Source organism: Enterobacter sp. BIDMC 26 (genome assembly GCF_000534435.1).
In the GTDB taxonomy this organism is placed as follows: Bacteria; Pseudomonadota; Gammaproteobacteria; order Enterobacterales; family Enterobacteriaceae; genus Enterobacter; species Enterobacter ludwigii.
Genome location: NZ_KI973182.1, coordinates 3,509,972 through 3,528,451, shown reverse-complemented (window position 1 = coordinate 3,528,451; position 18,480 = coordinate 3,509,972). Strand labels below are relative to the sequence as shown.

The following is an 18,480-nucleotide window of genomic DNA, read 5'->3' as shown; positions in this document are numbered from 1 at the left end:
GAGTATTAGTCACCAGGCGGGCGCTTCAGCGAAGCTGCCCGTCCTGGGTTACTTAACTGAACGCCTAAAGAAACAAACGAGGAATCAAATGGCTCGTACAACACCCATCGCACGTTACCGTAACATTGGTATCAGTGCGCACATCGACGCCGGTAAGACCACTACTACCGAACGTATTCTGTTCTACACCGGTGTAAACCATAAAATCGGTGAAGTTCATGACGGCGCAGCCACCATGGACTGGATGGAACAGGAGCAGGAGCGTGGTATTACTATCACCTCCGCAGCGACTACTGCATTCTGGTCAGGTATGGCTAAGCAGTACGAACCGCATCGCGTTAACATCATCGACACCCCAGGGCACGTTGACTTCACCATCGAAGTAGAACGTTCCATGCGTGTTCTTGACGGCGCGGTAATGGTTTATTGCGCAGTTGGTGGTGTTCAGCCACAGTCTGAGACCGTATGGCGTCAGGCGAACAAATATAAAGTTCCACGCATCGCGTTCGTTAACAAAATGGACCGTATGGGTGCTAACTTCCTGAAAGTTGTTGGTCAGATCAAATCCCGTCTGGGCGCGAACCCTGTTCCGCTGCAGCTGGCAATTGGTGCTGAAGAAGGCTTCACCGGCGTTATCGACCTGGTGAAAATGAAAGCCATCAACTGGAACGATGCAGACCAGGGCGTTACCTTCGAATACGAAGATATCCCAGCTGAGATGCAGGACCTGGCTGACGAATGGCACCAGAACCTGATCGAATCCGCTGCTGAAGCTTCTGAAGAGCTGATGGAGAAATACCTGGGTGGTGAAGAACTGACTGAAGAAGAGATCAAAAAAGCTCTGCGTCAGCGTGTTCTGAACAACGAAATCATCCTGGTAACCTGTGGTTCTGCATTCAAGAACAAAGGTGTTCAGGCGATGCTGGATGCGGTAATTGATTACCTGCCATCCCCGGTTGACGTTCCTGCGATCAACGGCATCCTGGACGACGGTAAAGATACTCCGGCTGAACGTCACGCAAGCGACGAAGAGCCGTTCTCTGCACTGGCGTTCAAAATTGCTACCGACCCATTCGTGGGTAACCTGACCTTCTTCCGCGTTTACTCTGGTGTGGTTAACTCCGGTGACACCATCCTGAACTCCGTGAAAACGGCGCGTGAACGTTTTGGCCGTATCGTACAGATGCACGCTAACAAACGTGAAGAGATCAAAGAAGTTCGTGCGGGCGACATCGCTGCAGCAATCGGTCTGAAAGACGTGACTACTGGTGACACCCTGTGTGACCCGGATCACCCGATCATTCTGGAGCGTATGGAATTCCCTGAGCCGGTAATCTCCATCGCGGTTGAACCAAAAACCAAAGCTGACCAGGAAAAAATGGGTCTGGCTCTGGGCCGTCTGGCGAAAGAAGACCCATCATTCCGCGTATGGACTGATGAAGAATCTAACCAGACCATCATCGCTGGTATGGGTGAACTGCACCTGGACATCATCGTTGACCGTATGAAGCGTGAATTCAACGTTGAAGCGAACGTGGGTAAACCTCAGGTTGCTTACCGCGAAGCGATTCGTGCGAAAGTTACCGATGTTGAAGGTAAACACGCTAAGCAGTCTGGTGGTCGCGGTCAGTACGGTCACGTTGTGATCGACATGTACCCACTGGAGCCGGGCTCTAACCCTAAAGGTTACGAGTTCATCAACGACATCAAAGGTGGTGTAATTCCTGGCGAATACATCCCAGCCGTTGATAAAGGTATCCAGGAACAGCTGAAAGCGGGCCCTCTGGCTGGCTATCCGGTTGTTGACATGGGTGTCCGTCTGCACTTCGGTTCTTACCACGACGTTGACTCCTCTGAACTGGCGTTTAAACTGGCTGCGTCTATTGCCTTTAAAGAAGGCTTTAAGAAAGCAAAACCAGTTCTGCTTGAGCCAATCATGAAGGTTGAAGTAGAGACTCCTGAAGAGAACACCGGTGACGTTATCGGTGACTTGAGCCGTCGTCGCGGTATGCTGCGCGGTCAGGAATCCGAAGTAACTGGCGTTAAGATCCATGCTGAAGTTCCGCTGTCTGAAATGTTCGGATATGCAACTCAGCTGCGTTCTCTGACCAAAGGTCGTGCATCATACACCATGGAATTCCTGAAGTATGATGATGCGCCTAACAACGTTGCTCAGGCCGTTATCGAAGCCCGTGGTAAGTAATCCACAGGATTAAAACCTAAGTCCCGTGCTCTCTCCGAAGGGGAGAGCACTATAGTAAGGAATATAGCCGTGTCTAAAGAAAAATTTGAACGTACAAAACCGCACGTCAACGTTGGTACTATCGGCCACGTTGACCATGGTAAAACTACCCTGACCGCTGCAATCACTACCGTTCTGGCTAAAACCTACGGCGGTGCTGCTCGTGCATTCGACCAGATCGATAACGCACCAGAAGAAAAAGCGCGTGGTATCACCATCAACACTTCTCACGTTGAATATGACACCCCGACTCGCCACTACGCACACGTAGACTGCCCAGGCCACGCCGACTATGTTAAAAACATGATCACCGGTGCTGCGCAGATGGACGGCGCGATCCTGGTTGTTGCTGCGACTGACGGCCCAATGCCTCAGACTCGTGAGCACATCCTGCTGGGTCGTCAGGTAGGCGTTCCTTACATCATCGTGTTCCTGAACAAATGTGACATGGTTGATGACGAAGAGCTGCTGGAACTGGTAGAGATGGAAGTTCGTGAACTGCTGTCTCAGTACGATTTCCCAGGCGACGACACTCCAATCGTTCGTGGTTCCGCGCTGAAAGCGCTGGAAGGCGACGCTGAGTGGGAAGCGAAAATCATCGAACTGGCTGGCTTCCTGGATTCTTACATCCCAGAACCAGAGCGTGCGATCGACAAGCCGTTCCTGCTGCCAATCGAAGACGTATTCTCCATCTCCGGTCGTGGTACCGTTGTTACCGGTCGTGTTGAGCGCGGTATCATCAAAGTTGGCGAAGAAGTTGAAATCGTTGGTATCAAAGAGACTGCTAAGTCTACCTGTACTGGCGTTGAAATGTTCCGCAAACTGCTGGACGAAGGCCGTGCTGGTGAGAACGTAGGTGTTCTGCTGCGTGGTATCAAACGTGAAGAAATCGAACGTGGTCAGGTACTGGCTAAGCCAGGCTCAATCAAGCCACACACCAAGTTCGAATCTGAAGTGTATATCCTGTCCAAAGACGAAGGCGGCCGTCATACTCCGTTCTTCAAAGGCTACCGTCCACAGTTCTACTTCCGTACAACTGACGTGACCGGTACCATCGAACTGCCAGAAGGCGTTGAGATGGTAATGCCAGGCGACAACATCAAGATGGTTGTGACTCTGATCCACCCAATCGCGATGGACGACGGTCTGCGTTTCGCAATCCGTGAAGGCGGCCGTACCGTTGGCGCGGGCGTTGTTGCTAAAGTTCTGGGCTAATTACTTATCCCTGAATTAAAAAAGGACGCTTCGGCGTCCTTTTTTGTTTTCTGCCGTTATGTGTCTGTCACAAATTTTCGCATTTTTCGTCCTCTCCCGCCCCGTATACGGGTGTTTGTGCTATTGTAATCATAACCATTCTCACTTACACTTTGCGCATATTTTGAACGGGAGTCTTTATGTACGTTTGTTTATGTAATGGTGTAAGTGACAAAAAAATACGTCAGGCCGTTCGCCAGTTTCAGCCACAGTCCTTCCAGCAGCTTCGCAAATTTGTTCCAGTGGGAAATCAATGCGGTAAATGTGTACGTGCTGCACGTGAGATCATGCAGGACGAATTGATGCAGATCCCGGAATACAAAGAGATTGCGTAAGCGCCCATCTTTTTTTTGACATCCCTGTAGCCCGATCTACGCTTCAATGAGTGGAAGCGGAGGGACTATATAATGAAAGGTGATGTTAAAATCATAAGTTATCTCAATAAATTATTGGGAAATGAGCTTGTCGCGATCAATCAGTATTTTCTCCATGCGAGAATGTTCAAAAACTGGGGCCTGATGCGCCTCAACGATGTTGAATACCACGAATCCATCGATGAGATGAAACATGCCGATAAATACATCGAGCGTATTTTATTCCTTGAAGGCATTCCTAACCTGCAGGATCTCGGCAAACTCGGCATCGGTGAAGATGTTGAAGAGATGCTTCGGTCCGACCTCAGGCTCGAGCTTGAAGGCGCAAAAGATCTCCGCGAAGCCATTGCCTATGCGGACAGTGTTCATGACTACGTCAGCCGCGATATGATGATCCAGATTCTGGCCGATGAAGAAGGGCACATCGACTGGCTTGAAACTGAGCTGGATCTCATCAGTAAAATTGGTCTGCAGAATTATCTTCAATCCCAGATTAAAGTGGCTGACTAAACAGCGTCTGCCAGCCAACGCTTAAACCCGCTGCCGCCAGAAATGGCCCAAAAGGCAGTGGGTTTTTTAATGCCTGTTTATCAGGAGCCGGTAAAGAGAGAATGAGCTGGTAAAGAAGCGCCACCAATGCGGCGGTTAACACCAGTGCGGGCAATATGTGCCAACCGTGCCACGCCCCCAGTGCCGAAAGATATTTCACATCGCCATAGCCCATCCCTTCACGTCCAGTCAGAAACCGGTAGCCCCAGTAGATAATCGCAAAGCTCACATACCCTGCCATCGCGCCAGTCACTGCGTTCGAAAGAAAGTCAGGATGAAGGCAACGCTGGAAGAGCAGGCCGGTCCATAAGAGGGGACAGAGGTATTTATCCGGGAGAAGGCCGGCACGAATATCTTCACGTACCAGTAAACCGGAGAGTGTGAAGTAAACGAGCAGAAAGGGGAGGGGAGTCAGCATACGCAAAGCCTCAAAGATGTTTGGTGCATACTCTTCTCATGATGCAAGGCCATCAACGTCCGAACACAGGAATTGCGTGAGGGGTTCATAAGAAGAGATGAAAGCAGACAGGTTGCTGCAAATAATGGAATGCCCTACGCATCGCATGTCTTTGGCGCTTAATTTCTAAACGGCACTTGCGTCTTGCTCAGATTTACGTATAATGCGCGGGCTTGTCGTAGTTGACGGCGGGTTCAATCTGAACCGGAGTAGCTAATTTTGTTACTCAACAATGCTCCCAATCGGGGAGCTACGTAAGAACGGTTACACTCTCCCATCAATCGTAATGGGTTTGAGGAGTAATCATTTTCGTTTATAAAATAATTGGAGCTCTGGTCTCATGCAGAACCAAAGAATCCGTATCCGCCTTAAAGCGTTTGATCATCGTCTGATCGATCAATCAACCGCGGAAATCGTCGAGACTGCTAAGCGCACTGGTGCGCAAGTCCGTGGTCCGATCCCGCTGCCGACCCGCAAAGAGCGCTTTACCGTTCTGATCTCTCCGCACGTTAACAAAGATGCGCGTGATCAGTACGAAATCCGCACTCACAAGCGTCTGGTTGACATCGTTGAGCCAACTGAGAAAACCGTTGATGCTCTGATGCGTCTGGATCTGGCTGCCGGTGTAGACGTGCAGATCAGCCTGGGTTAATCAGGTCATCGAGCGATTGAGAGGTTGAAACAATGATTGGTTTAGTCGGTAAAAAAGTGGGAATGACCCGCATCTTCACTGAAGATGGCGTTTCTATCCCAGTAACCGTAATCGAAGTTGAAGCAAACCGCGTTACTCAGGTTAAAGATCTGGCTAACGATGGCTACCGCGCTGTTCAGGTTACCACCGGTGCTAAAAAAGCTAACCGTGTAACCAAACCAGAAGCGGGTCACTTCGCTAAAGCTGGCGTTGAAGCTGGCCGTGGTCTGTGGGAATTCCGTCTTGCTGAAGGCGAAGAGTTCACCGTAGGTCAAGACATTAGCGTTGAGCTGTTTGCTGACGTTAAAAAAGTTGACGTAACCGGTACCTCTAAAGGTAAAGGTTTTGCTGGTACCGTTAAGCGCTGGAACTTCCGTACCCAGGACGCTACTCACGGTAACTCCTTGTCTCACCGCGTTCCGGGTTCTATCGGTCAGAACCAGACTCCGGGCAAAGTGTTCAAAGGCAAGAAAATGGCAGGTCAGCTGGGTAACGAACGTGTAACCGTTCAGAGCCTGGACGTAGTACGTGTTGACGCTGAGCGCAACCTGCTGCTGGTTAAGGGTGCTGTTCCGGGTGCTACCGGTAGCGACCTGATCGTTAAACCAGCTGTGAAGGCGTAAGGGGATAGCAATGGAATTAGTATTGAAAGACGCGCAGAGCGCGCTGACTGTTTCCGAAACTACCTTCGGTCGTGATTTCAACGAAGCGCTGGTTCACCAGGTTGTTGTTGCTTATGCAGCTGGTGCTCGTCAGGGTACTCGTGCTCAGAAGACTCGTGCTGAAGTAACTGGTTCTGGCAAAAAGCCATGGCGCCAGAAAGGTACCGGCCGTGCGCGTTCAGGTTCTATCAAGAGCCCGATCTGGCGTTCAGGTGGCGTGACCTTCGCTGCGCGTCCACAGGACCACAGTCAAAAAGTTAACAAAAAGATGTACCGCGGCGCGCTGAAAAGCATTCTGTCCGAACTGGTACGTCAGGATCGTCTGATCGTTGTCGAGAAGTTCTCTGTAGAAGCGCCTAAAACTAAGCTGCTGGCACAGAAACTGAAAGACATGGCTCTGGAAGATGTGCTGATCATCACCGGTGAGCTGGACGAGAACCTGTTCCTGGCCGCACGTAACCTGCACAAGGTTGACGTACGCGATGCGACTGGTATCGACCCGGTTAGCCTGATCGCCTTCGACAAAGTCGTAATGACTGCTGATGCTGTTAAGCAAGTTGAGGAGATGCTGGCATGATTCGTGAAGAACGTCTGCTGAAGGTGCTTCGCGCACCGCACGTTTCTGAAAAAGCGTCTACTGCGATGGAAAAAACAAACACCATCGTTCTCAAAGTTGCTAAAGACGCGACCAAAGCAGAGATCAAAGCTGCTGTGCAGAAACTGTTTGAAGTCGAAGTCGAAGTCGTTAACACCCTGGTTGTTAAAGGGAAAGTTAAACGTCACGGACAGCGTATCGGTCGTCGTAGCGACTGGAAAAAAGCTTACGTCACCCTTAAAGAAGGCCAGAACCTGGACTTCGTTGGCGGCGCTGAGTAAGTCGGAGGAGTAATACAATGGCAGTTGTTAAATGTAAACCGACATCTCCGGGTCGTCGCCACGTAGTTAAAGTGGTTAACCCTGAGCTGCACAAGGGCAAACCTTTTGCTCCGTTGCTGGAAAAAAACAGCAAATCCGGTGGTCGTAACAACAATGGCCGTATCACCACTCGTCACATCGGTGGTGGCCACAAGCAGGCTTATCGTATTGTTGACTTCAAACGCAACAAAGACGGTATCCCAGCAGTTGTTGAACGTCTTGAGTACGATCCGAACCGTTCCGCGAACATCGCGCTGGTTCTGTACAAAGACGGTGAACGCCGTTACATCCTGGCCCCTAAAGGCCTGAAAGCTGGCGACCAGATTCAGTCTGGCGTTGATGCTGCAATCAAAGCAGGCAACACCCTGCCGATGCGCAATATCCCGGTTGGTTCTACCGTTCATAACGTAGAAATGAAACCAGGTAAAGGCGGTCAGCTGGCGCGTTCCGCGGGTACTTACGTTCAGATCGTTGCTCGTGACGGTGCTTATGTCACCCTGCGTCTGCGTTCTGGTGAAATGCGTAAAGTCGAAGCAGATTGCCGCGCTACTCTGGGCGAAGTTGGCAATGCTGAGCATATGCTGCGCGTTCTGGGTAAAGCTGGTGCTGCACGCTGGCGTGGTGTTCGTCCTACCGTTCGCGGTACTGCGATGAACCCAGTAGACCACCCACATGGTGGTGGTGAAGGTCGTAACTTTGGTAAGCACCCGGTAACTCCGTGGGGCGTTCAGACCAAAGGTAAGAAGACCCGCAGCAACAAGCGTACTGATAAATTTATCGTACGTCGCCGTAGCAAATAATTTTAGAGGATAAGCCATGCCACGTTCTCTCAAGAAAGGTCCTTTTATTGACCTGCACTTGCTGAAGAAGGTAGAGAAAGCGGTGGAAAGCGGAGACAAGAAGCCCCTGCGCACTTGGTCCCGTCGTTCAACGATCTTTCCTAACATGATCGGTTTGACCATCGCTGTCCATAATGGTCGTCAGCACGTTCCAGTCTTTGTTACCGACGAAATGGTTGGTCACAAACTGGGTGAATTCGCACCGACTCGTACTTATCGCGGCCACGCTGCTGATAAAAAAGCGAAGAAGAAATAAGGTAGGAGGAAGAGATGGAAACTTTAGCTCAACATCGCCATGCTCGTTCTTCTGCTCAGAAGGTTCGCCTTGTTGCTGACCTGATTCGCGGTAAGAAAGTGTCGCAGGCCCTGGACATCCTGACCTATACCAACAAGAAAGCTGCGGTATTGGTCAAGAAAGTACTGGAATCTGCCATTGCTAACGCTGAACACAACGATGGCGCTGACATCGACGATCTGAAAGTCGCGAAAATTTTCGTAGATGAAGGCCCAAGCATGAAGCGCATTATGCCGCGTGCGAAAGGTCGTGCAGATCGCATCCTGAAGCGCACCAGCCACATTACTGTGGTTGTGTCCGATCGCTGAGACTCTGGAGACTAGCAATGGGTCAGAAAGTACATCCTAATGGTATTCGCCTGGGTATTGTAAAACCATGGAACTCTACCTGGTTTGCGAACACCAAAGAATTCGCTGACAACCTGGACAGCGATTTTAAAGTACGTCAGTACCTGACTAAGGAACTGGCTAAAGCGTCTGTATCTCGTATCGTTATCGAGCGTCCAGCTAAGAGCATTCGTGTAACCATTCACACTGCTCGTCCTGGCATCGTTATCGGTAAGAAAGGCGAAGACGTAGAAAAACTGCGCAAGGTCGTAGCGGATATCGCTGGCGTTCCTGCACAGATCAATATCGCTGAAGTTCGTAAGCCTGAACTGGACGCTAAATTGGTTGCTGACAGCATCACTTCACAGCTGGAACGTCGTGTTATGTTCCGTCGTGCTATGAAGCGTGCTGTACAGAACGCAATGCGTCTGGGCGCTAAGGGTATCAAAGTTGAAGTTAGCGGCCGTCTGGGCGGCGCGGAAATCGCACGTACCGAATGGTACCGCGAAGGTCGCGTACCGCTGCACACTCTGCGTGCTGACATCGACTACAACACCTCTGAAGCGCACACCACTTACGGTGTAATCGGCGTTAAGGTATGGATCTTCAAAGGTGAGATCCTGGGTGGTATGGCTGCTGTTGAACAACCGGAAAAACCGGCTGCTCAACCTAAAAAGCAGCAGCGTAAAGGCCGTAAATAAGGAGCGTCGCTGATGTTACAACCAAAGCGTACAAAATTCCGTAAAGTGCACAAAGGCCGCAACCGTGGTCTGGCGCAGGGTACGGATGTTAGCTTCGGCACTTTCGGTCTGAAAGCTGTTGGCCGTGGTCGTCTGACTGCACGTCAGATCGAAGCAGCACGTCGTGCAATGACCCGTGCAGTTAAGCGTCAAGGTAAGATCTGGATCCGTGTATTCCCGGACAAACCGATCACCGAGAAGCCGCTGGAAGTTCGTATGGGTAAAGGTAAAGGTAACGTGGAGTACTGGGTTGCCTTGATCCAACCGGGCAAAGTCCTTTATGAAATGGACGGCGTTCCGGAAGAGCTGGCCCGTGAAGCCTTCGGCCTGGCAGCAGCGAAACTGCCTATCAAAACCACCTTTGTAACTAAGACGGTGATGTAATGAAAGCAAAAGAGCTGCGTGAAAAAAGCGTTGAAGAGCTGAACGCTGAGCTGCTGAACCTGCTGCGTGAGCAGTTCAACCTGCGTATGCAGGCTGCAAGTGGCCAGCTGCAACAGACTCACCTGCTGAAGCAAGTGCGTCGCAATGTTGCGCGCGTTAAGACTTTACTGACTCAGAAGGCGGGTGCGTAATGACCGATAAAATCCGTACTCTGCAAGGTCGTGTTGTTAGCGACAAAATGGAGAAATCCATCGTTGTAGCTATCGAACGTATTGTGAAACACCCGATCTACGGTAAATTCATCAAACGTACGACCAAACTGCACGTACATGACGAGAACAACGAATGTGGTATCGGCGACAAGGTTGAAATCCGTGAATGCCGTCCACTGTCCAAGACTAAGTCCTGGACGCTGGTTCGCGTTGTAGAGAAAGCGGTTCTGTAATAGAGTACGCATTCTCAATACGAATAAACGGCTCAGCGATGAGCCGTTTATTTTTTCTACCCATATTGTAGAAGCGGTGTTATAATGCCGCGCCCTCGATATGGGGCTTTTTAACGGCTCTGATTTTAGAGTCTCAGGTAGTAGTTGACATTAGCGGAGCACTAAAATGATCCAAGAACAGACTATGCTGAACGTCGCCGACAACTCCGGTGCACGTCGCGTAATGTGTATCAAGGTTCTGGGTGGCTCGCACCGTCGCTACGCAGGCGTAGGCGACATCATCAAGATCACCATCAAAGAAGCAATTCCACGTGGTAAGGTCAAAAAAGGTGATGTGCTGAAAGCGGTAGTGGTGCGCACCAAGAAGGGTGTTCGTCGCCCTGACGGTTCTGTCATTCGCTTCGATGGTAATGCATGCGTTATTTTGAACAATAACAGTGAGCAGCCAATCGGCACGCGTATCTTTGGGCCGGTAACTCGTGAACTTCGTACTGAAAAGTTCATGAAAATTATCTCTCTGGCACCAGAAGTACTCTAAGGAGCGAATCATGGCAGCGAAAATCCGTCGTGATGACGAAGTTATCGTGTTAACCGGTAAAGATAAAGGTAAACGCGGTAAAGTAAAAAATGTCCTGTCTTCCGGCAAGGTCATTGTTGAAGGTATCAACCTGGTTAAGAAACATCAGAAGCCGGTTCCGGCACTGAACCAACCAGGCGGCATCGTTGAAAAAGAAGCTGCTATTCAGGTTTCTAACGTTGCAATCTTCAATGCGGCAACCGGCAAGGCTGACCGTGTAGGCTTTAGATTCGAAGACGGGAAAAAAGTCCGTTTCTTCAAGTCTAACAGCGAAACTATCAAGTAATTTGGAGTAGTACGATGGCGAAACTGCATGATTACTACAAAGACGAAGTAGTTAACAAACTCATGACTGAGTTTAACTACAATTCTGTCATGCAAGTCCCTCGGGTCGAGAAGATCACCCTGAACATGGGTGTTGGTGAAGCGATCGCTGACAAGAAACTGCTGGATAACGCAGCAGCTGACCTGACAGCAATCTCCGGTCAAAAACCGCTGATCACCAAAGCACGCAAATCTGTTGCAGGCTTCAAAATCCGTCAGGGCTATCCGATCGGCTGTAAAGTAACTCTGCGTGGCGAACGCATGTGGGAGTTCTTTGAGCGCCTGATCACTATTGCTGTACCACGTATCCGTGACTTCCGTGGCTTGTCCGCTAAGTCTTTCGACGGTCGTGGTAACTACAGCATGGGTGTCCGTGAGCAGATCATCTTCCCAGAGATCGACTACGATAAAGTCGACCGCGTGCGTGGTTTGGATATTACCATTACCACTACTGCGAAATCTGATGAAGAAGGCCGTGCTCTGCTGGCTGCCTTTGACTTCCCGTTCCGCAAGTAAGGTAGGGTTACTGAATGGCTAAGCAATCAATGAAAGCACGCGAAGTAAAACGCGTAGCTTTAGCTGATAAATTCTTCGCTAAACGCGCTGAACTGAAAGCGATCATTTCTGATGTGAACGCTTCCGACGAAGATCGTTGGAATGCGGTTCTCAAGCTGCAGTCTCTGCCGCGTGATTCCAGCCCGTCTCGTCAGCGTAACCGCTGTCGTCAAACAGGTCGTCCACATGGTTATGTGGGCAAGTTTGGGTTGAGCCGTATCAAACTGCGTGAAGCCGCCATGCGCGGTGAAGTACCAGGCTTGAAAAAGGCTAGCTGGTAATTACCAATTGAATCACGGGAGTAAAGACAGATGAGCATGCAAGATCCGATCGCGGATATGCTGACCCGTATCCGTAACGGTCAGGCCGCGAACAAAGTTGCGGTCACCATGCCTTCCGCCAAGCTGAAAGTGGCAATTGCCAACGTGCTGAAGGAAGAAGGTTTTATCGAAGATTTTAAAGTTGAAGGCGACACCAAGCCGGAACTGGAACTTACTCTCAAGTATTTCCAGGGTAAAGCTGTTGTAGAAAGCATTCAGCGTGTCAGCCGCCCAGGTCTGCGCATCTATAAGAAAAAAGATGAGCTGCCTAAAGTTATGGCTGGTCTTGGTATCGCAGTTGTTTCTACCTCTAAAGGTGTTATGACTGATCGTGCAGCGCGCCAGGCTGGTCTTGGTGGCGAAATTATCTGCTACGTAGCCTAATCGGAGGAAAGAATGTCTCGTGTTGCTAAAGCACCGGTCGTTATTCCTGCCGGCGTTGATGTAAAAATCGACGGTCAGGTTATTACGATCAAAGGTAAAAACGGCGAGCTGACTCGTACCCTCAACAAAGCTGTTGAAGTTAAACATGCAGATAATGCTCTGACCTTCGGTCCACGTGATGGTTTCGTGGATGGATGGGCTCAGGCTGGTACCGCGCGTGCCCTGCTGAACTCAATGGTTGTTGGTGTTACCGAAGGCTTCACTAAAAAGCTTCAACTGGTTGGTGTAGGTTATCGTGCAGCTATCAAAGGGAATGCAGTAGGCCTGTCTCTGGGCTTCTCACACCCTGTTGAGCATCCGCTGCCGGCCGGTATCACTGCAGAATGTCCGACCCAGACTGAAATCGTGCTGAAAGGCGCTGATAAACAGCTGATCGGTCAGGTTGCAGCAGATCTGCGCGCCTACCGTCGTCCTGAGCCTTATAAAGGCAAGGGTGTTCGTTACGCCGACGAAGTCGTGCGTACCAAAGAGGCTAAGAAGAAGTAAGGTAACACTATGGATAAGAAATCTGCTCGTATCCGTCGTGCGACCCGCGCACGCCGCAAGCTCAAAGAGCTGGGTGCAACTCGCCTGGTGGTACATCGTACCCCGCGTCATATTTACGCACAGGTCATTGCACCAAACGGTTCTGAAGTTCTGGTAGCTGCTTCTACTGTAGAAAAAGCTATTGCAGAGCAATTGAAGTACACCGGTAACAAAGACGCCGCTGCAGCTGTAGGTAAAGCTGTTGCAGAACGCGCTCTGGAAAAAGGCATCAGCAATGTTTCCTTTGACCGTTCCGGGTTCCAATATCATGGTCGTGTCCAGGCACTGGCAGATGCTGCCCGTGAAGCTGGCCTTCAGTTCTAAGGTAGAGGTGTAAGATGGCTCACATCGAAAAACAGGCTGGCGAACTGCAGGAAAAGCTGATCGCGGTTAACCGCGTATCTAAAACCGTTAAAGGTGGTCGTATTTTCTCCTTCACAGCTCTGACTGTAGTTGGCGATGGTAACGGTCGCGTTGGTTTTGGTTACGGTAAAGCGCGTGAAGTTCCAGCAGCGATCCAGAAAGCGATGGAAAAAGCCCGTCGCAATATGATTAACGTCGCGCTGAACAACGGTACCCTGCAGCACCCAGTTAAAGGTGTTCATACGGGTTCTCGTGTATTCATGCAGCCAGCTTCAGAAGGTACCGGTATCATCGCCGGTGGTGCAATGCGCGCCGTTCTGGAAGTTGCTGGGGTTCATAACGTTCTGGCTAAAGCATACGGTTCCACCAACCCGATTAACGTGGTTCGTGCAACTATTGATGGCCTGGAAAATATGAATTCTCCAGAAATGGTCGCTGCCAAGCGTGGTAAATCCGTTGAAGAAATTCTGGGGTAATTGACCATGGCAAAGACTATTAAAATCACTCAAACCCGCAGTGCAATCGGTCGTCTGCCGAAACACAAGGCAACGCTGCTTGGCCTGGGTCTGCGTCGTATTGGTCATACCGTTGAGCGTGAGGATACTCCCGCTGTTCGTGGTATGGTCAACGCGGTTTACTTCATGGTTAAAGTTGAGGAGTAAGAGATGCGTTTAAATACTCTGTCTCCGGCCGAAGGCTCTAAAAAGGCGGGTAAACGCCTGGGTCGTGGTATCGGTTCTGGCCTCGGCAAAACCGGTGGTCGTGGTCACAAAGGTCAGAACTCTCGTTCTGGCGGTGGCGTACGTCGCGGTTTCGAGGGTGGCCAGATGCCACTGTACCGTCGTCTGCCGAAGTTCGGCTTCACTTCTCGCAAAGCAGCGATTACAGCGGAAATCCGTCTGTCTGACCTGGCGAAAGTTGAAGGCGGCGTTGTAGACCTGAACACGCTGAAAGCGGCAAACATTATCGGTATCCAGATCGAGTTCGCGAAAGTGATCCTGGCTGGTGAAGTTTCTACTCCGGTAACTGTTCGTGGCCTGCGTGTTACTAAAGGTGCTCGTGCTGCTATCGAAGCCGCTGGCGGTAAAATTGAGGAATAAGTAGCAGATGGCTAAGCAACCGGGATTAGATTTTCAAAGTGCCAAAGGTGGATTTGGCGAGCTGAAACGCAGACTGCTGTTTGTTATCGGCGCGCTGATTGTGTTCCGTGTTGGCTCTTTTATTCCGATCCCTGGTATCGATGCCGCTGTACTTGCCAAACTGCTTGAGCAACAGCGAGGCACCATCATTGAAATGTTTAACATGTTCTCTGGTGGTGCTCTCAGCCGTGCTTCTATCTTCGCTCTGGGTATCATGCCGTATATTTCGGCATCGATTATTATCCAGCTGCTGACGGTCGTTCATCCGGCCCTGGCAGAACTGAAGAAAGAAGGGGAGTCTGGACGTCGTAAGATAAGCCAGTACACCCGTTACGGCACTCTGGTGCTGGCAATATTCCAGTCGATCGGTATTGCTACCGGTCTGCCGAATATGCCTGGTATGCAGGGCCTGGTATTAAACCCAGGCTTTGCATTCTATTTCACCGCTGTTGTAAGTCTGGTCACAGGAACAATGTTCCTGATGTGGCTCGGCGAACAGATTACTGAGCGTGGTATCGGTAACGGTATCTCAATCATTATCTTCGCTGGTATCGTTGCGGGTCTCCCGCCAGCCATTGCCCACACTATCGAGCAAGCGCGTCAAGGCGACCTGCACTTCCTCCTGTTGCTGTTGGTTGCAGTATTAGTATTTGCAGTGACGTTCTTTGTTGTCTTCGTTGAACGTGGTCAACGCCGCATTGTGGTGAACTACGCTAAGCGTCAACAAGGTCGTCGTGTCTATGCTGCACAGAGCACACATTTACCGCTGAAAGTGAACATGGCGGGGGTTATCCCGGCTATCTTCGCTTCCAGTATTATTCTGTTCCCGGCAACCATCGCGTCATGGTTCGGGGGCGGTACTGGTTGGAACTGGCTGACAACAATTTCGCTGTATTTGCAGCCTGGGCAACCACTTTATGTGTTACTCTATGCGTCTGCGATCATCTTCTTCTGTTTCTTCTACACGGCGTTGGTTTTCAACCCGCGTGAAACAGCAGATAACCTGAAGAAGTCCGGTGCATTTGTACCAGGAATTCGTCCGGGAGAGCAAACGGCGAAGTATATCGATAAAGTAATGACTCGCCTGACTTTGGTTGGTGCGCTTTATATTACTTTTATCTGCCTGATCCCGGAGTTCATGCGTGATGCAATGAAGGTACCGTTCTACTTCGGTGGGACCTCACTGCTTATCGTTGTTGTCGTGATTATGGACTTTATGGCTCAAGTGCAAACTCTGATGATGTCCAGTCAGTATGAGTCTGCATTGAAGAAGGCGAACCTGAAAGGCTACGGCCGCTAAATGGTCGCCTGAGAAGTTACGGAGAGTAAAAATGAAAGTTCGTGCTTCCGTCAAGAAATTATGCCGTAACTGCAAAATCGTTAAGCGTGATGGTGTCATCCGTGTGATTTGCAGTGCCGAGCCGAAGCATAAACAGCGCCAAGGCTGATTATTTCGCATATTTTTCTTGCAAAGTTGGGTTGAGCTGGCTAGATTAGCCAGCCAATCTTTTGTATGTCTGTACGTTTCCATTTGAGTATCCTGAAAACGGGCTTTTCAGCATGGTGCGTACATATTAAATAGTAGGAGTGCATAGTGGCCCGTATAGCAGGCATTAACATTCCTGATCAGAAACATGCTGTGATCGCATTAACTTCGATCTATGGCGTCGGCAAGACCCGTTCCAAAGCCATTCTGGCTGCAGCGGGTATCGCTGAAGATGTTAAGATCAGTGAGCTGTCTGAAGAACAAATCGACACGCTGCGTGACGAAGTTGCCAAATTTGTCGTTGAAGGTGATCTGCGCCGTGAAATCAGCATGAGCATCAAGCGCCTGATGGATCTTGGTTGCTATCGCGGTTTGCGTCATCGTCGTGGTCTGCCAGTGCGCGGTCAGCGTACTAAGACCAACGCACGTACCCGTAAGGGTCCGCGCAAACCGATCAAGAAATAATCGGGGTGATTGAATAATGGCAAAGGCACCAGTTCGTGCACGTAAACGTGTAAGAAAACAAGTCTCTGACGGCGTGGCTCATATCCATGCTTCTTTCAACAACACCATCGTTACTATTACTGATCGTCAGGGTAACGCTTTGGGTTGGGCAACAGCCGGTGGTTCCGGTTTCCGTGGTTCTCGCAAATCCACTCCGTTTGCAGCTCAGGTTGCAGCAGAGCGTTGCGCAGAAGCCGTAAAAGAATACGGCATCAAGAATCTGGAAGTTATGGTTAAAGGTCCGGGTCCGGGTCGTGAATCTACTGTTCGCGCTCTGAACGCCGCTGGTTTCCGCATCACGAATATTACTGATGTGACTCCGATCCCTCATAACGGTTGTCGTCCGCCGAAAAAACGTCGCGTATAACGCTCGTTTTTTAGGTTAGTTGGAGATAGAAAATGGCAAGATATTTGGGTCCTAAGCTCAAGCTGAGCCGTCGTGAGGGCACCGACTTATTCCTTAAGTCTGGCGTTCGCGCGATCGATACCAAGTGTAAAATTGAACAAGCTCCTGGCCAGCACGGTGCGCGTAAACCGCGTCTGTCTGACTATGGTGTGCAGTTGCGTGAAAAGCAAAAAGTTCGCCGTATGTACGGTGTGCTGGAGCGTCAGTTCCGTAACTACTATAAAGAAGCAGCACGTCTGAAAGGCAACACAGGTGAAAACCTGCTGGCTCTGCTGGAAGGTCGTCTGGACAACGTTGTTTACCGTATGGGCTTCGGCGCGACTCGTGCTGAATCACGCCAGTTGGTTAGCCATAAAGCAATCATGGTAAACGGTCGTGTTGTTAACATCGCTTCTTATCAGGTTAAAGCGAATGACGTTGTTAGCATTCGTGAGAAAGCGAAAAAGCAATCTCGCGTGAAAGCCGCTCTGGAGCTGGCTGAGCAGCGTGAAAAGCCAACCTGGCTGGAAGTTGATGCTGGCAAGATGGAAGGTACGTTCAAGCGTCAGCCAGAACGTTCTGATCTGTCTGCGGACATTAACGAACACCTGATCGTCGAGCTTTACTCCAAGTAAAGCTTAGTACCAAAGAGAGGACACAATGCAGGGTTCTGTGACAGAGTTTCTAAAACCGCGCCTGGTAGATATCGAGCAAGTGAGTTCGACGCACGCCAAGGTGACCCTTGAGCCTTTAGAGCGTGGCTTTGGCCATACTCTGGGTAACGCACTGCGCCGTATTCTGCTCTCATCGATGCCGGGTTGCGCGGTGACCGAGGTTGAGATTGATGGTGTACTTCATGAGTACAGCACCAAAGAAGGCGTTCAGGAAGATATCCTTGAAATCCTGCTCAACCTGAAAGGGCTGGCGGTGAGAGTTCAGGGTAAAGATGAAGTTATTCTTACTCTGAATAAATCTGGCATTGGCCCTGTGACTGCAGCCGACATCACCCACGACGGTGATGTTGAAATCGTCAAGCCGCAGCACGTGATCTGCCACCTGACCGATGAGAACGCAGCGATTAGCATGCGTATCAAAGTTCAGCGCGGTCGTGGTTATGTGCCGGCTTCTGCCCGAATTCATTCGGAAGAAGATGAGCGCCCAATCGGCCGTCTGCTGGTCGACGCATGCTACAGCCCTGTAGAGCGTATTGCCTACAATGTTGAAGCAGCGCGTGTAGAACAGCGTACCGACCTGGACAAGCTGGTCATCGAAATGGAAACCAACGGCACAATCGATCCTGAAGAGGCGATTCGTCGTGCGGCAACCATCCTGGCAGAACAACTGGAAGCTTTCGTTGACTTACGTGATGTTCGTCAGCCGGAAGTGAAAGAAGAGAAACCAGAATTCGATCCGATCCTGCTGCGCCCTGTTGACGATCTCGAATTGACTGTCCGCTCTGCTAACTGCCTCAAGGCAGAAGCTATCCACTATATCGGTGATCTGGTACAGCGTACCGAGGTTGAGTTGCTGAAAACGCCGAACCTGGGTAAAAAATCTCTTACCGAGATTAAAGACGTGCTGGCTTCACGTGGTCTGTCTCTGGGCATGCGCCTGGAAAACTGGCCACCAGCAAGCATTGCTGACGAGTAACCGGATCACAGGTTAAGGTTTTACTGAGAAGGATA

At 50.4% G+C, this 18,480-nt stretch carries 32 protein-coding genes; 31 read left to right on the top strand and 1 reads right to left on the bottom strand.

What is annotated here, in order from left to right:
- The first annotated feature begins 88 nt into the window (after nt 1–88).
- The 4 genes from fusA (at nt 89) to bfr (ending at nt 4,380) form a co-directional block, all read left to right on the top strand.
- Complete coding sequence (gene fusA, locus L462_RS06720; protein WP_014171904.1) at nt 89–2,203, top strand: elongation factor G; 2,115 nt, start codon at nt 89–91, stop codon at nt 2,201–2,203.
- A 69-nt stretch (nt 2,204–2,272) separates the two neighbouring features.
- Nucleotides 2,273–3,457 (top strand): elongation factor Tu, encoded by a 1,185-nt coding sequence (gene tuf / locus L462_RS06725; protein ID WP_023323999.1) that lies wholly within the window; start codon nt 2,273–2,275, stop codon nt 3,455–3,457.
- 179 nt (nt 3,458–3,636) lie between these two features.
- Nucleotides 3,637–3,831, top strand: coding sequence for a bacterioferritin-associated ferredoxin (gene bfd / locus L462_RS06730; protein ID WP_008503493.1), 195 nt, complete (start codon nt 3,637–3,639; stop codon nt 3,829–3,831).
- A 72-nt stretch (nt 3,832–3,903) separates the two neighbouring features.
- Entirely contained in the window at nt 3,904–4,380 is a 477-nt protein-coding gene (bfr, locus tag L462_RS06735) for a bacterioferritin (protein ID WP_014171902.1), read from the top strand.
- Here the strand turns inward: bfr and L462_RS06740 are convergent.
- Nucleotides 4,364–4,837: a prepilin peptidase gene (locus L462_RS06740; protein WP_032679089.1), complete on the bottom strand. Its 474-nt coding sequence runs from the start codon at nt 4,835–4,837 to the stop codon at nt 4,364–4,366. The two genes, bfr and L462_RS06740, sit on opposite strands and share 17 nt — an antisense overlap.
- Before the next feature lie 379 nt (nt 4,838–5,216).
- On the opposite strand from L462_RS06740, the gene rpsJ reads away from it, so the two are divergent.
- The 27 genes from rpsJ (at nt 5,217) to rpoA (ending at nt 18,445) form a co-directional block, all read left to right on the top strand.
- On the top strand, nt 5,217–5,528 hold the full coding sequence (gene rpsJ / locus L462_RS06745; protein ID WP_001181005.1) for a 30S ribosomal protein S10: 312 nt from the start codon (nt 5,217–5,219) through the stop codon (nt 5,526–5,528).
- A 32-nt stretch (nt 5,529–5,560) separates the two neighbouring features.
- Complete coding sequence (gene rplC / locus L462_RS06750) at nt 5,561–6,190, top strand: 50S ribosomal protein L3 (protein WP_006178923.1); 630 nt, start codon at nt 5,561–5,563, stop codon at nt 6,188–6,190.
- A gap of 10 nt (nt 6,191–6,200) precedes the next feature.
- The gene (gene rplD, locus L462_RS06755) at nt 6,201–6,806 is read left to right on the top strand and encodes a 50S ribosomal protein L4 (protein WP_000424395.1); all 606 of its coding nucleotides are present in this window, start codon (nt 6,201–6,203) and stop codon (nt 6,804–6,806) included.
- The gene (rplW, locus tag L462_RS06760; protein WP_000617546.1) at nt 6,803–7,105 is read left to right on the top strand and encodes a 50S ribosomal protein L23; all 303 of its coding nucleotides are present in this window, start codon (nt 6,803–6,805) and stop codon (nt 7,103–7,105) included. Before rplD ends, rplW begins: the two co-directional genes overlap by 4 nt.
- A 17-nt stretch (nt 7,106–7,122) precedes the next feature.
- Entirely contained in the window at nt 7,123–7,944 is an 822-nt protein-coding gene (gene rplB, locus L462_RS06765) for a 50S ribosomal protein L2 (RefSeq protein WP_000301859.1), read from the top strand.
- A gap of 16 nt (nt 7,945–7,960) precedes the next feature.
- Entirely contained in the window at nt 7,961–8,239 is a 279-nt protein-coding gene (rpsS, locus tag L462_RS06770; RefSeq protein WP_001138117.1) for a 30S ribosomal protein S19, read from the top strand.
- A 14-nt stretch (nt 8,240–8,253) separates the two neighbouring features.
- Entirely contained in the window at nt 8,254–8,586 is a 333-nt protein-coding gene (gene rplV / locus L462_RS06775) for a 50S ribosomal protein L22 (RefSeq protein WP_002919773.1), read from the top strand.
- 17 nt (nt 8,587–8,603) lie between these two features.
- Nucleotides 8,604–9,305, top strand: a complete 702-nt coding sequence (rpsC, locus tag L462_RS06780; RefSeq protein WP_000529945.1) for a 30S ribosomal protein S3 — start codon at nt 8,604–8,606, stop codon at nt 9,303–9,305.
- Nucleotides 9,306–9,317: 12 nt separating this feature from the next.
- Entirely contained in the window at nt 9,318–9,728 is a 411-nt protein-coding gene (gene rplP / locus L462_RS06785) for a 50S ribosomal protein L16 (protein ID WP_002919759.1), read from the top strand.
- Nucleotides 9,728–9,919 (top strand): 50S ribosomal protein L29, encoded by a 192-nt coding sequence (gene rpmC / locus L462_RS06790; RefSeq protein WP_003863282.1) that lies wholly within the window; start codon nt 9,728–9,730, stop codon nt 9,917–9,919. Before rplP ends, rpmC begins: the two co-directional genes overlap by 1 nt.
- Nucleotides 9,919–10,173, top strand: coding sequence for a 30S ribosomal protein S17 (gene rpsQ / locus L462_RS06795; RefSeq protein WP_008503489.1), 255 nt, complete (start codon nt 9,919–9,921; stop codon nt 10,171–10,173). Before rpmC ends, rpsQ begins: the two co-directional genes overlap by 1 nt.
- A 166-nt stretch (nt 10,174–10,339) precedes the next feature.
- Entirely contained in the window at nt 10,340–10,711 is a 372-nt protein-coding gene (gene rplN, locus L462_RS06800) for a 50S ribosomal protein L14 (RefSeq protein ID WP_002919748.1), read from the top strand.
- 10 nt (nt 10,712–10,721) lie between these two features.
- Entirely contained in the window at nt 10,722–11,036 is a 315-nt protein-coding gene (rplX, locus tag L462_RS06805) for a 50S ribosomal protein L24 (protein ID WP_000729185.1), read from the top strand.
- A 14-nt stretch (nt 11,037–11,050) separates the two neighbouring features.
- On the top strand, nt 11,051–11,590 hold the full coding sequence (gene rplE, locus L462_RS06810; protein ID WP_001096206.1) for a 50S ribosomal protein L5: 540 nt from the start codon (nt 11,051–11,053) through the stop codon (nt 11,588–11,590).
- A gap of 14 nt (nt 11,591–11,604) precedes the next feature.
- Complete coding sequence (gene rpsN, locus L462_RS06815; protein WP_003863291.1) at nt 11,605–11,910, top strand: 30S ribosomal protein S14; 306 nt, start codon at nt 11,605–11,607, stop codon at nt 11,908–11,910.
- A 30-nt stretch (nt 11,911–11,940) separates the two neighbouring features.
- Nucleotides 11,941–12,333 carry a 30S ribosomal protein S8 gene (gene rpsH, locus L462_RS06820; protein WP_006178918.1) on the top strand — a complete coding sequence of 131 codons (393 nt, stop codon included), beginning with the start codon at nt 11,941–11,943 and terminating at the stop codon, nt 12,331–12,333.
- A 12-nt stretch (nt 12,334–12,345) separates the two neighbouring features.
- Nucleotides 12,346–12,879 (top strand): 50S ribosomal protein L6, encoded by a 534-nt coding sequence (rplF, locus tag L462_RS06825; RefSeq protein WP_003863296.1) that lies wholly within the window; start codon nt 12,346–12,348, stop codon nt 12,877–12,879.
- Nucleotides 12,880–12,888: 9 nt separating this feature from the next.
- Nucleotides 12,889–13,242: a 50S ribosomal protein L18 gene (gene rplR / locus L462_RS06830; protein ID WP_013099023.1), complete on the top strand. Its 354-nt coding sequence runs from the start codon at nt 12,889–12,891 to the stop codon at nt 13,240–13,242.
- 14 nt (nt 13,243–13,256) lie between these two features.
- A complete protein-coding gene (gene rpsE / locus L462_RS06835) occupies nt 13,257–13,757 on the top strand; it encodes a 30S ribosomal protein S5 (protein WP_003863299.1) in 501 nt (166 codons plus the stop codon).
- 6 nt (nt 13,758–13,763) lie between these two features.
- Nucleotides 13,764–13,943, top strand: a complete 180-nt coding sequence (gene rpmD, locus L462_RS06840; RefSeq protein WP_003863301.1) for a 50S ribosomal protein L30 — start codon at nt 13,764–13,766, stop codon at nt 13,941–13,943.
- 3 nt (nt 13,944–13,946) lie between these two features.
- Nucleotides 13,947–14,381: a 50S ribosomal protein L15 gene (gene rplO, locus L462_RS06845; RefSeq protein ID WP_003863304.1), complete on the top strand. Its 435-nt coding sequence runs from the start codon at nt 13,947–13,949 to the stop codon at nt 14,379–14,381.
- A gap of 7 nt (nt 14,382–14,388) precedes the next feature.
- Entirely contained in the window at nt 14,389–15,720 is a 1,332-nt protein-coding gene (gene secY / locus L462_RS06850) for a preprotein translocase subunit SecY (protein ID WP_014171896.1), read from the top strand.
- Nucleotides 15,721–15,751: 31 nt separating this feature from the next.
- Nucleotides 15,752–15,868: a 50S ribosomal protein L36 gene (gene rpmJ / locus L462_RS0123690; RefSeq protein WP_000868187.1), complete on the top strand. Its 117-nt coding sequence runs from the start codon at nt 15,752–15,754 to the stop codon at nt 15,866–15,868.
- Nucleotides 15,869–16,014: 146 nt separating this feature from the next.
- A complete protein-coding gene (gene rpsM, locus L462_RS06855; protein WP_003863308.1) occupies nt 16,015–16,371 on the top strand; it encodes a 30S ribosomal protein S13 in 357 nt (118 codons plus the stop codon).
- Between the two features lie 16 nt (nt 16,372–16,387).
- Nucleotides 16,388–16,777 carry a 30S ribosomal protein S11 gene (rpsK, locus tag L462_RS0123685; protein WP_003863312.1) on the top strand — a complete coding sequence of 130 codons (390 nt, stop codon included), beginning with the start codon at nt 16,388–16,390 and terminating at the stop codon, nt 16,775–16,777.
- 32 nt (nt 16,778–16,809) lie between these two features.
- Nucleotides 16,810–17,430 (top strand): 30S ribosomal protein S4, encoded by a 621-nt coding sequence (gene rpsD, locus L462_RS06860; protein ID WP_004868345.1) that lies wholly within the window; start codon nt 16,810–16,812, stop codon nt 17,428–17,430.
- Between the two features lie 25 nt (nt 17,431–17,455).
- Nucleotides 17,456–18,445: a DNA-directed RNA polymerase subunit alpha gene (gene rpoA, locus L462_RS06865; RefSeq protein ID WP_002919219.1), complete on the top strand. Its 990-nt coding sequence runs from the start codon at nt 17,456–17,458 to the stop codon at nt 18,443–18,445.
- Nucleotides 18,446–18,480 lie beyond the last annotated feature (35 nt).

Bases quoted from the DNA above. Each gene is read 5' to 3' on its own strand.
- fusA (WP_014171904.1), top strand. From the start codon at position 89: ATGGCTCGTACAACACCCATCGCACGTTACCGTAACATTGGTATCAGT.
- bfd (WP_008503493.1), top strand. From the start codon at position 3,637: ATGTACGTTTGTTTATGTAATGGTGTAAGTGACAAAAAAATACGTCAG.
- bfr (WP_014171902.1), top strand. From the start codon at position 3,904: ATGAAAGGTGATGTTAAAATCATAAGTTATCTCAATAAATTATTGGGA.
- L462_RS06740 (WP_032679089.1), bottom strand. From the start codon at position 4,837: ATGCTGACTCCCCTCCCCTTTCTGCTCGTTTACTTCACACTCTCCGGT.
- rpsJ (WP_001181005.1), top strand. From the start codon at position 5,217: ATGCAGAACCAAAGAATCCGTATCCGCCTTAAAGCGTTTGATCATCGT.
- rplC (WP_006178923.1), top strand. From the start codon at position 5,561: ATGATTGGTTTAGTCGGTAAAAAAGTGGGAATGACCCGCATCTTCACT.
- rplD (WP_000424395.1), top strand. From the start codon at position 6,201: ATGGAATTAGTATTGAAAGACGCGCAGAGCGCGCTGACTGTTTCCGAA.
- rplW (WP_000617546.1), top strand. From the start codon at position 6,803: ATGATTCGTGAAGAACGTCTGCTGAAGGTGCTTCGCGCACCGCACGTT.
- rplB (WP_000301859.1), top strand. From the start codon at position 7,123: ATGGCAGTTGTTAAATGTAAACCGACATCTCCGGGTCGTCGCCACGTA.
- rpsS (WP_001138117.1), top strand. From the start codon at position 7,961: ATGCCACGTTCTCTCAAGAAAGGTCCTTTTATTGACCTGCACTTGCTG.
- rplV (WP_002919773.1), top strand. From the start codon at position 8,254: ATGGAAACTTTAGCTCAACATCGCCATGCTCGTTCTTCTGCTCAGAAG.
- rpsC (WP_000529945.1), top strand. From the start codon at position 8,604: ATGGGTCAGAAAGTACATCCTAATGGTATTCGCCTGGGTATTGTAAAA.
- rplP (WP_002919759.1), top strand. From the start codon at position 9,318: ATGTTACAACCAAAGCGTACAAAATTCCGTAAAGTGCACAAAGGCCGC.
- rpmC (WP_003863282.1), top strand. From the start codon at position 9,728: ATGAAAGCAAAAGAGCTGCGTGAAAAAAGCGTTGAAGAGCTGAACGCT.
- rpsQ (WP_008503489.1), top strand. From the start codon at position 9,919: ATGACCGATAAAATCCGTACTCTGCAAGGTCGTGTTGTTAGCGACAAA.
- rplN (WP_002919748.1), top strand. From the start codon at position 10,340: ATGATCCAAGAACAGACTATGCTGAACGTCGCCGACAACTCCGGTGCA.
- rplX (WP_000729185.1), top strand. From the start codon at position 10,722: ATGGCAGCGAAAATCCGTCGTGATGACGAAGTTATCGTGTTAACCGGT.
- rplE (WP_001096206.1), top strand. From the start codon at position 11,051: ATGGCGAAACTGCATGATTACTACAAAGACGAAGTAGTTAACAAACTC.
- rpsN (WP_003863291.1), top strand. From the start codon at position 11,605: ATGGCTAAGCAATCAATGAAAGCACGCGAAGTAAAACGCGTAGCTTTA.
- rpsH (WP_006178918.1), top strand. From the start codon at position 11,941: ATGAGCATGCAAGATCCGATCGCGGATATGCTGACCCGTATCCGTAAC.
- rplF (WP_003863296.1), top strand. From the start codon at position 12,346: ATGTCTCGTGTTGCTAAAGCACCGGTCGTTATTCCTGCCGGCGTTGAT.
- rplR (WP_013099023.1), top strand. From the start codon at position 12,889: ATGGATAAGAAATCTGCTCGTATCCGTCGTGCGACCCGCGCACGCCGC.
- rpsE (WP_003863299.1), top strand. From the start codon at position 13,257: ATGGCTCACATCGAAAAACAGGCTGGCGAACTGCAGGAAAAGCTGATC.
- rpmD (WP_003863301.1), top strand. From the start codon at position 13,764: ATGGCAAAGACTATTAAAATCACTCAAACCCGCAGTGCAATCGGTCGT.
- rplO (WP_003863304.1), top strand. From the start codon at position 13,947: ATGCGTTTAAATACTCTGTCTCCGGCCGAAGGCTCTAAAAAGGCGGGT.
- secY (WP_014171896.1), top strand. From the start codon at position 14,389: ATGGCTAAGCAACCGGGATTAGATTTTCAAAGTGCCAAAGGTGGATTT.
- rpmJ (WP_000868187.1), top strand. From the start codon at position 15,752: ATGAAAGTTCGTGCTTCCGTCAAGAAATTATGCCGTAACTGCAAAATC.
- rpsK (WP_003863312.1), top strand. From the start codon at position 16,388: ATGGCAAAGGCACCAGTTCGTGCACGTAAACGTGTAAGAAAACAAGTC.
- rpsD (WP_004868345.1), top strand. From the start codon at position 16,810: ATGGCAAGATATTTGGGTCCTAAGCTCAAGCTGAGCCGTCGTGAGGGC.
- rpoA (WP_002919219.1), top strand. From the start codon at position 17,456: ATGCAGGGTTCTGTGACAGAGTTTCTAAAACCGCGCCTGGTAGATATC.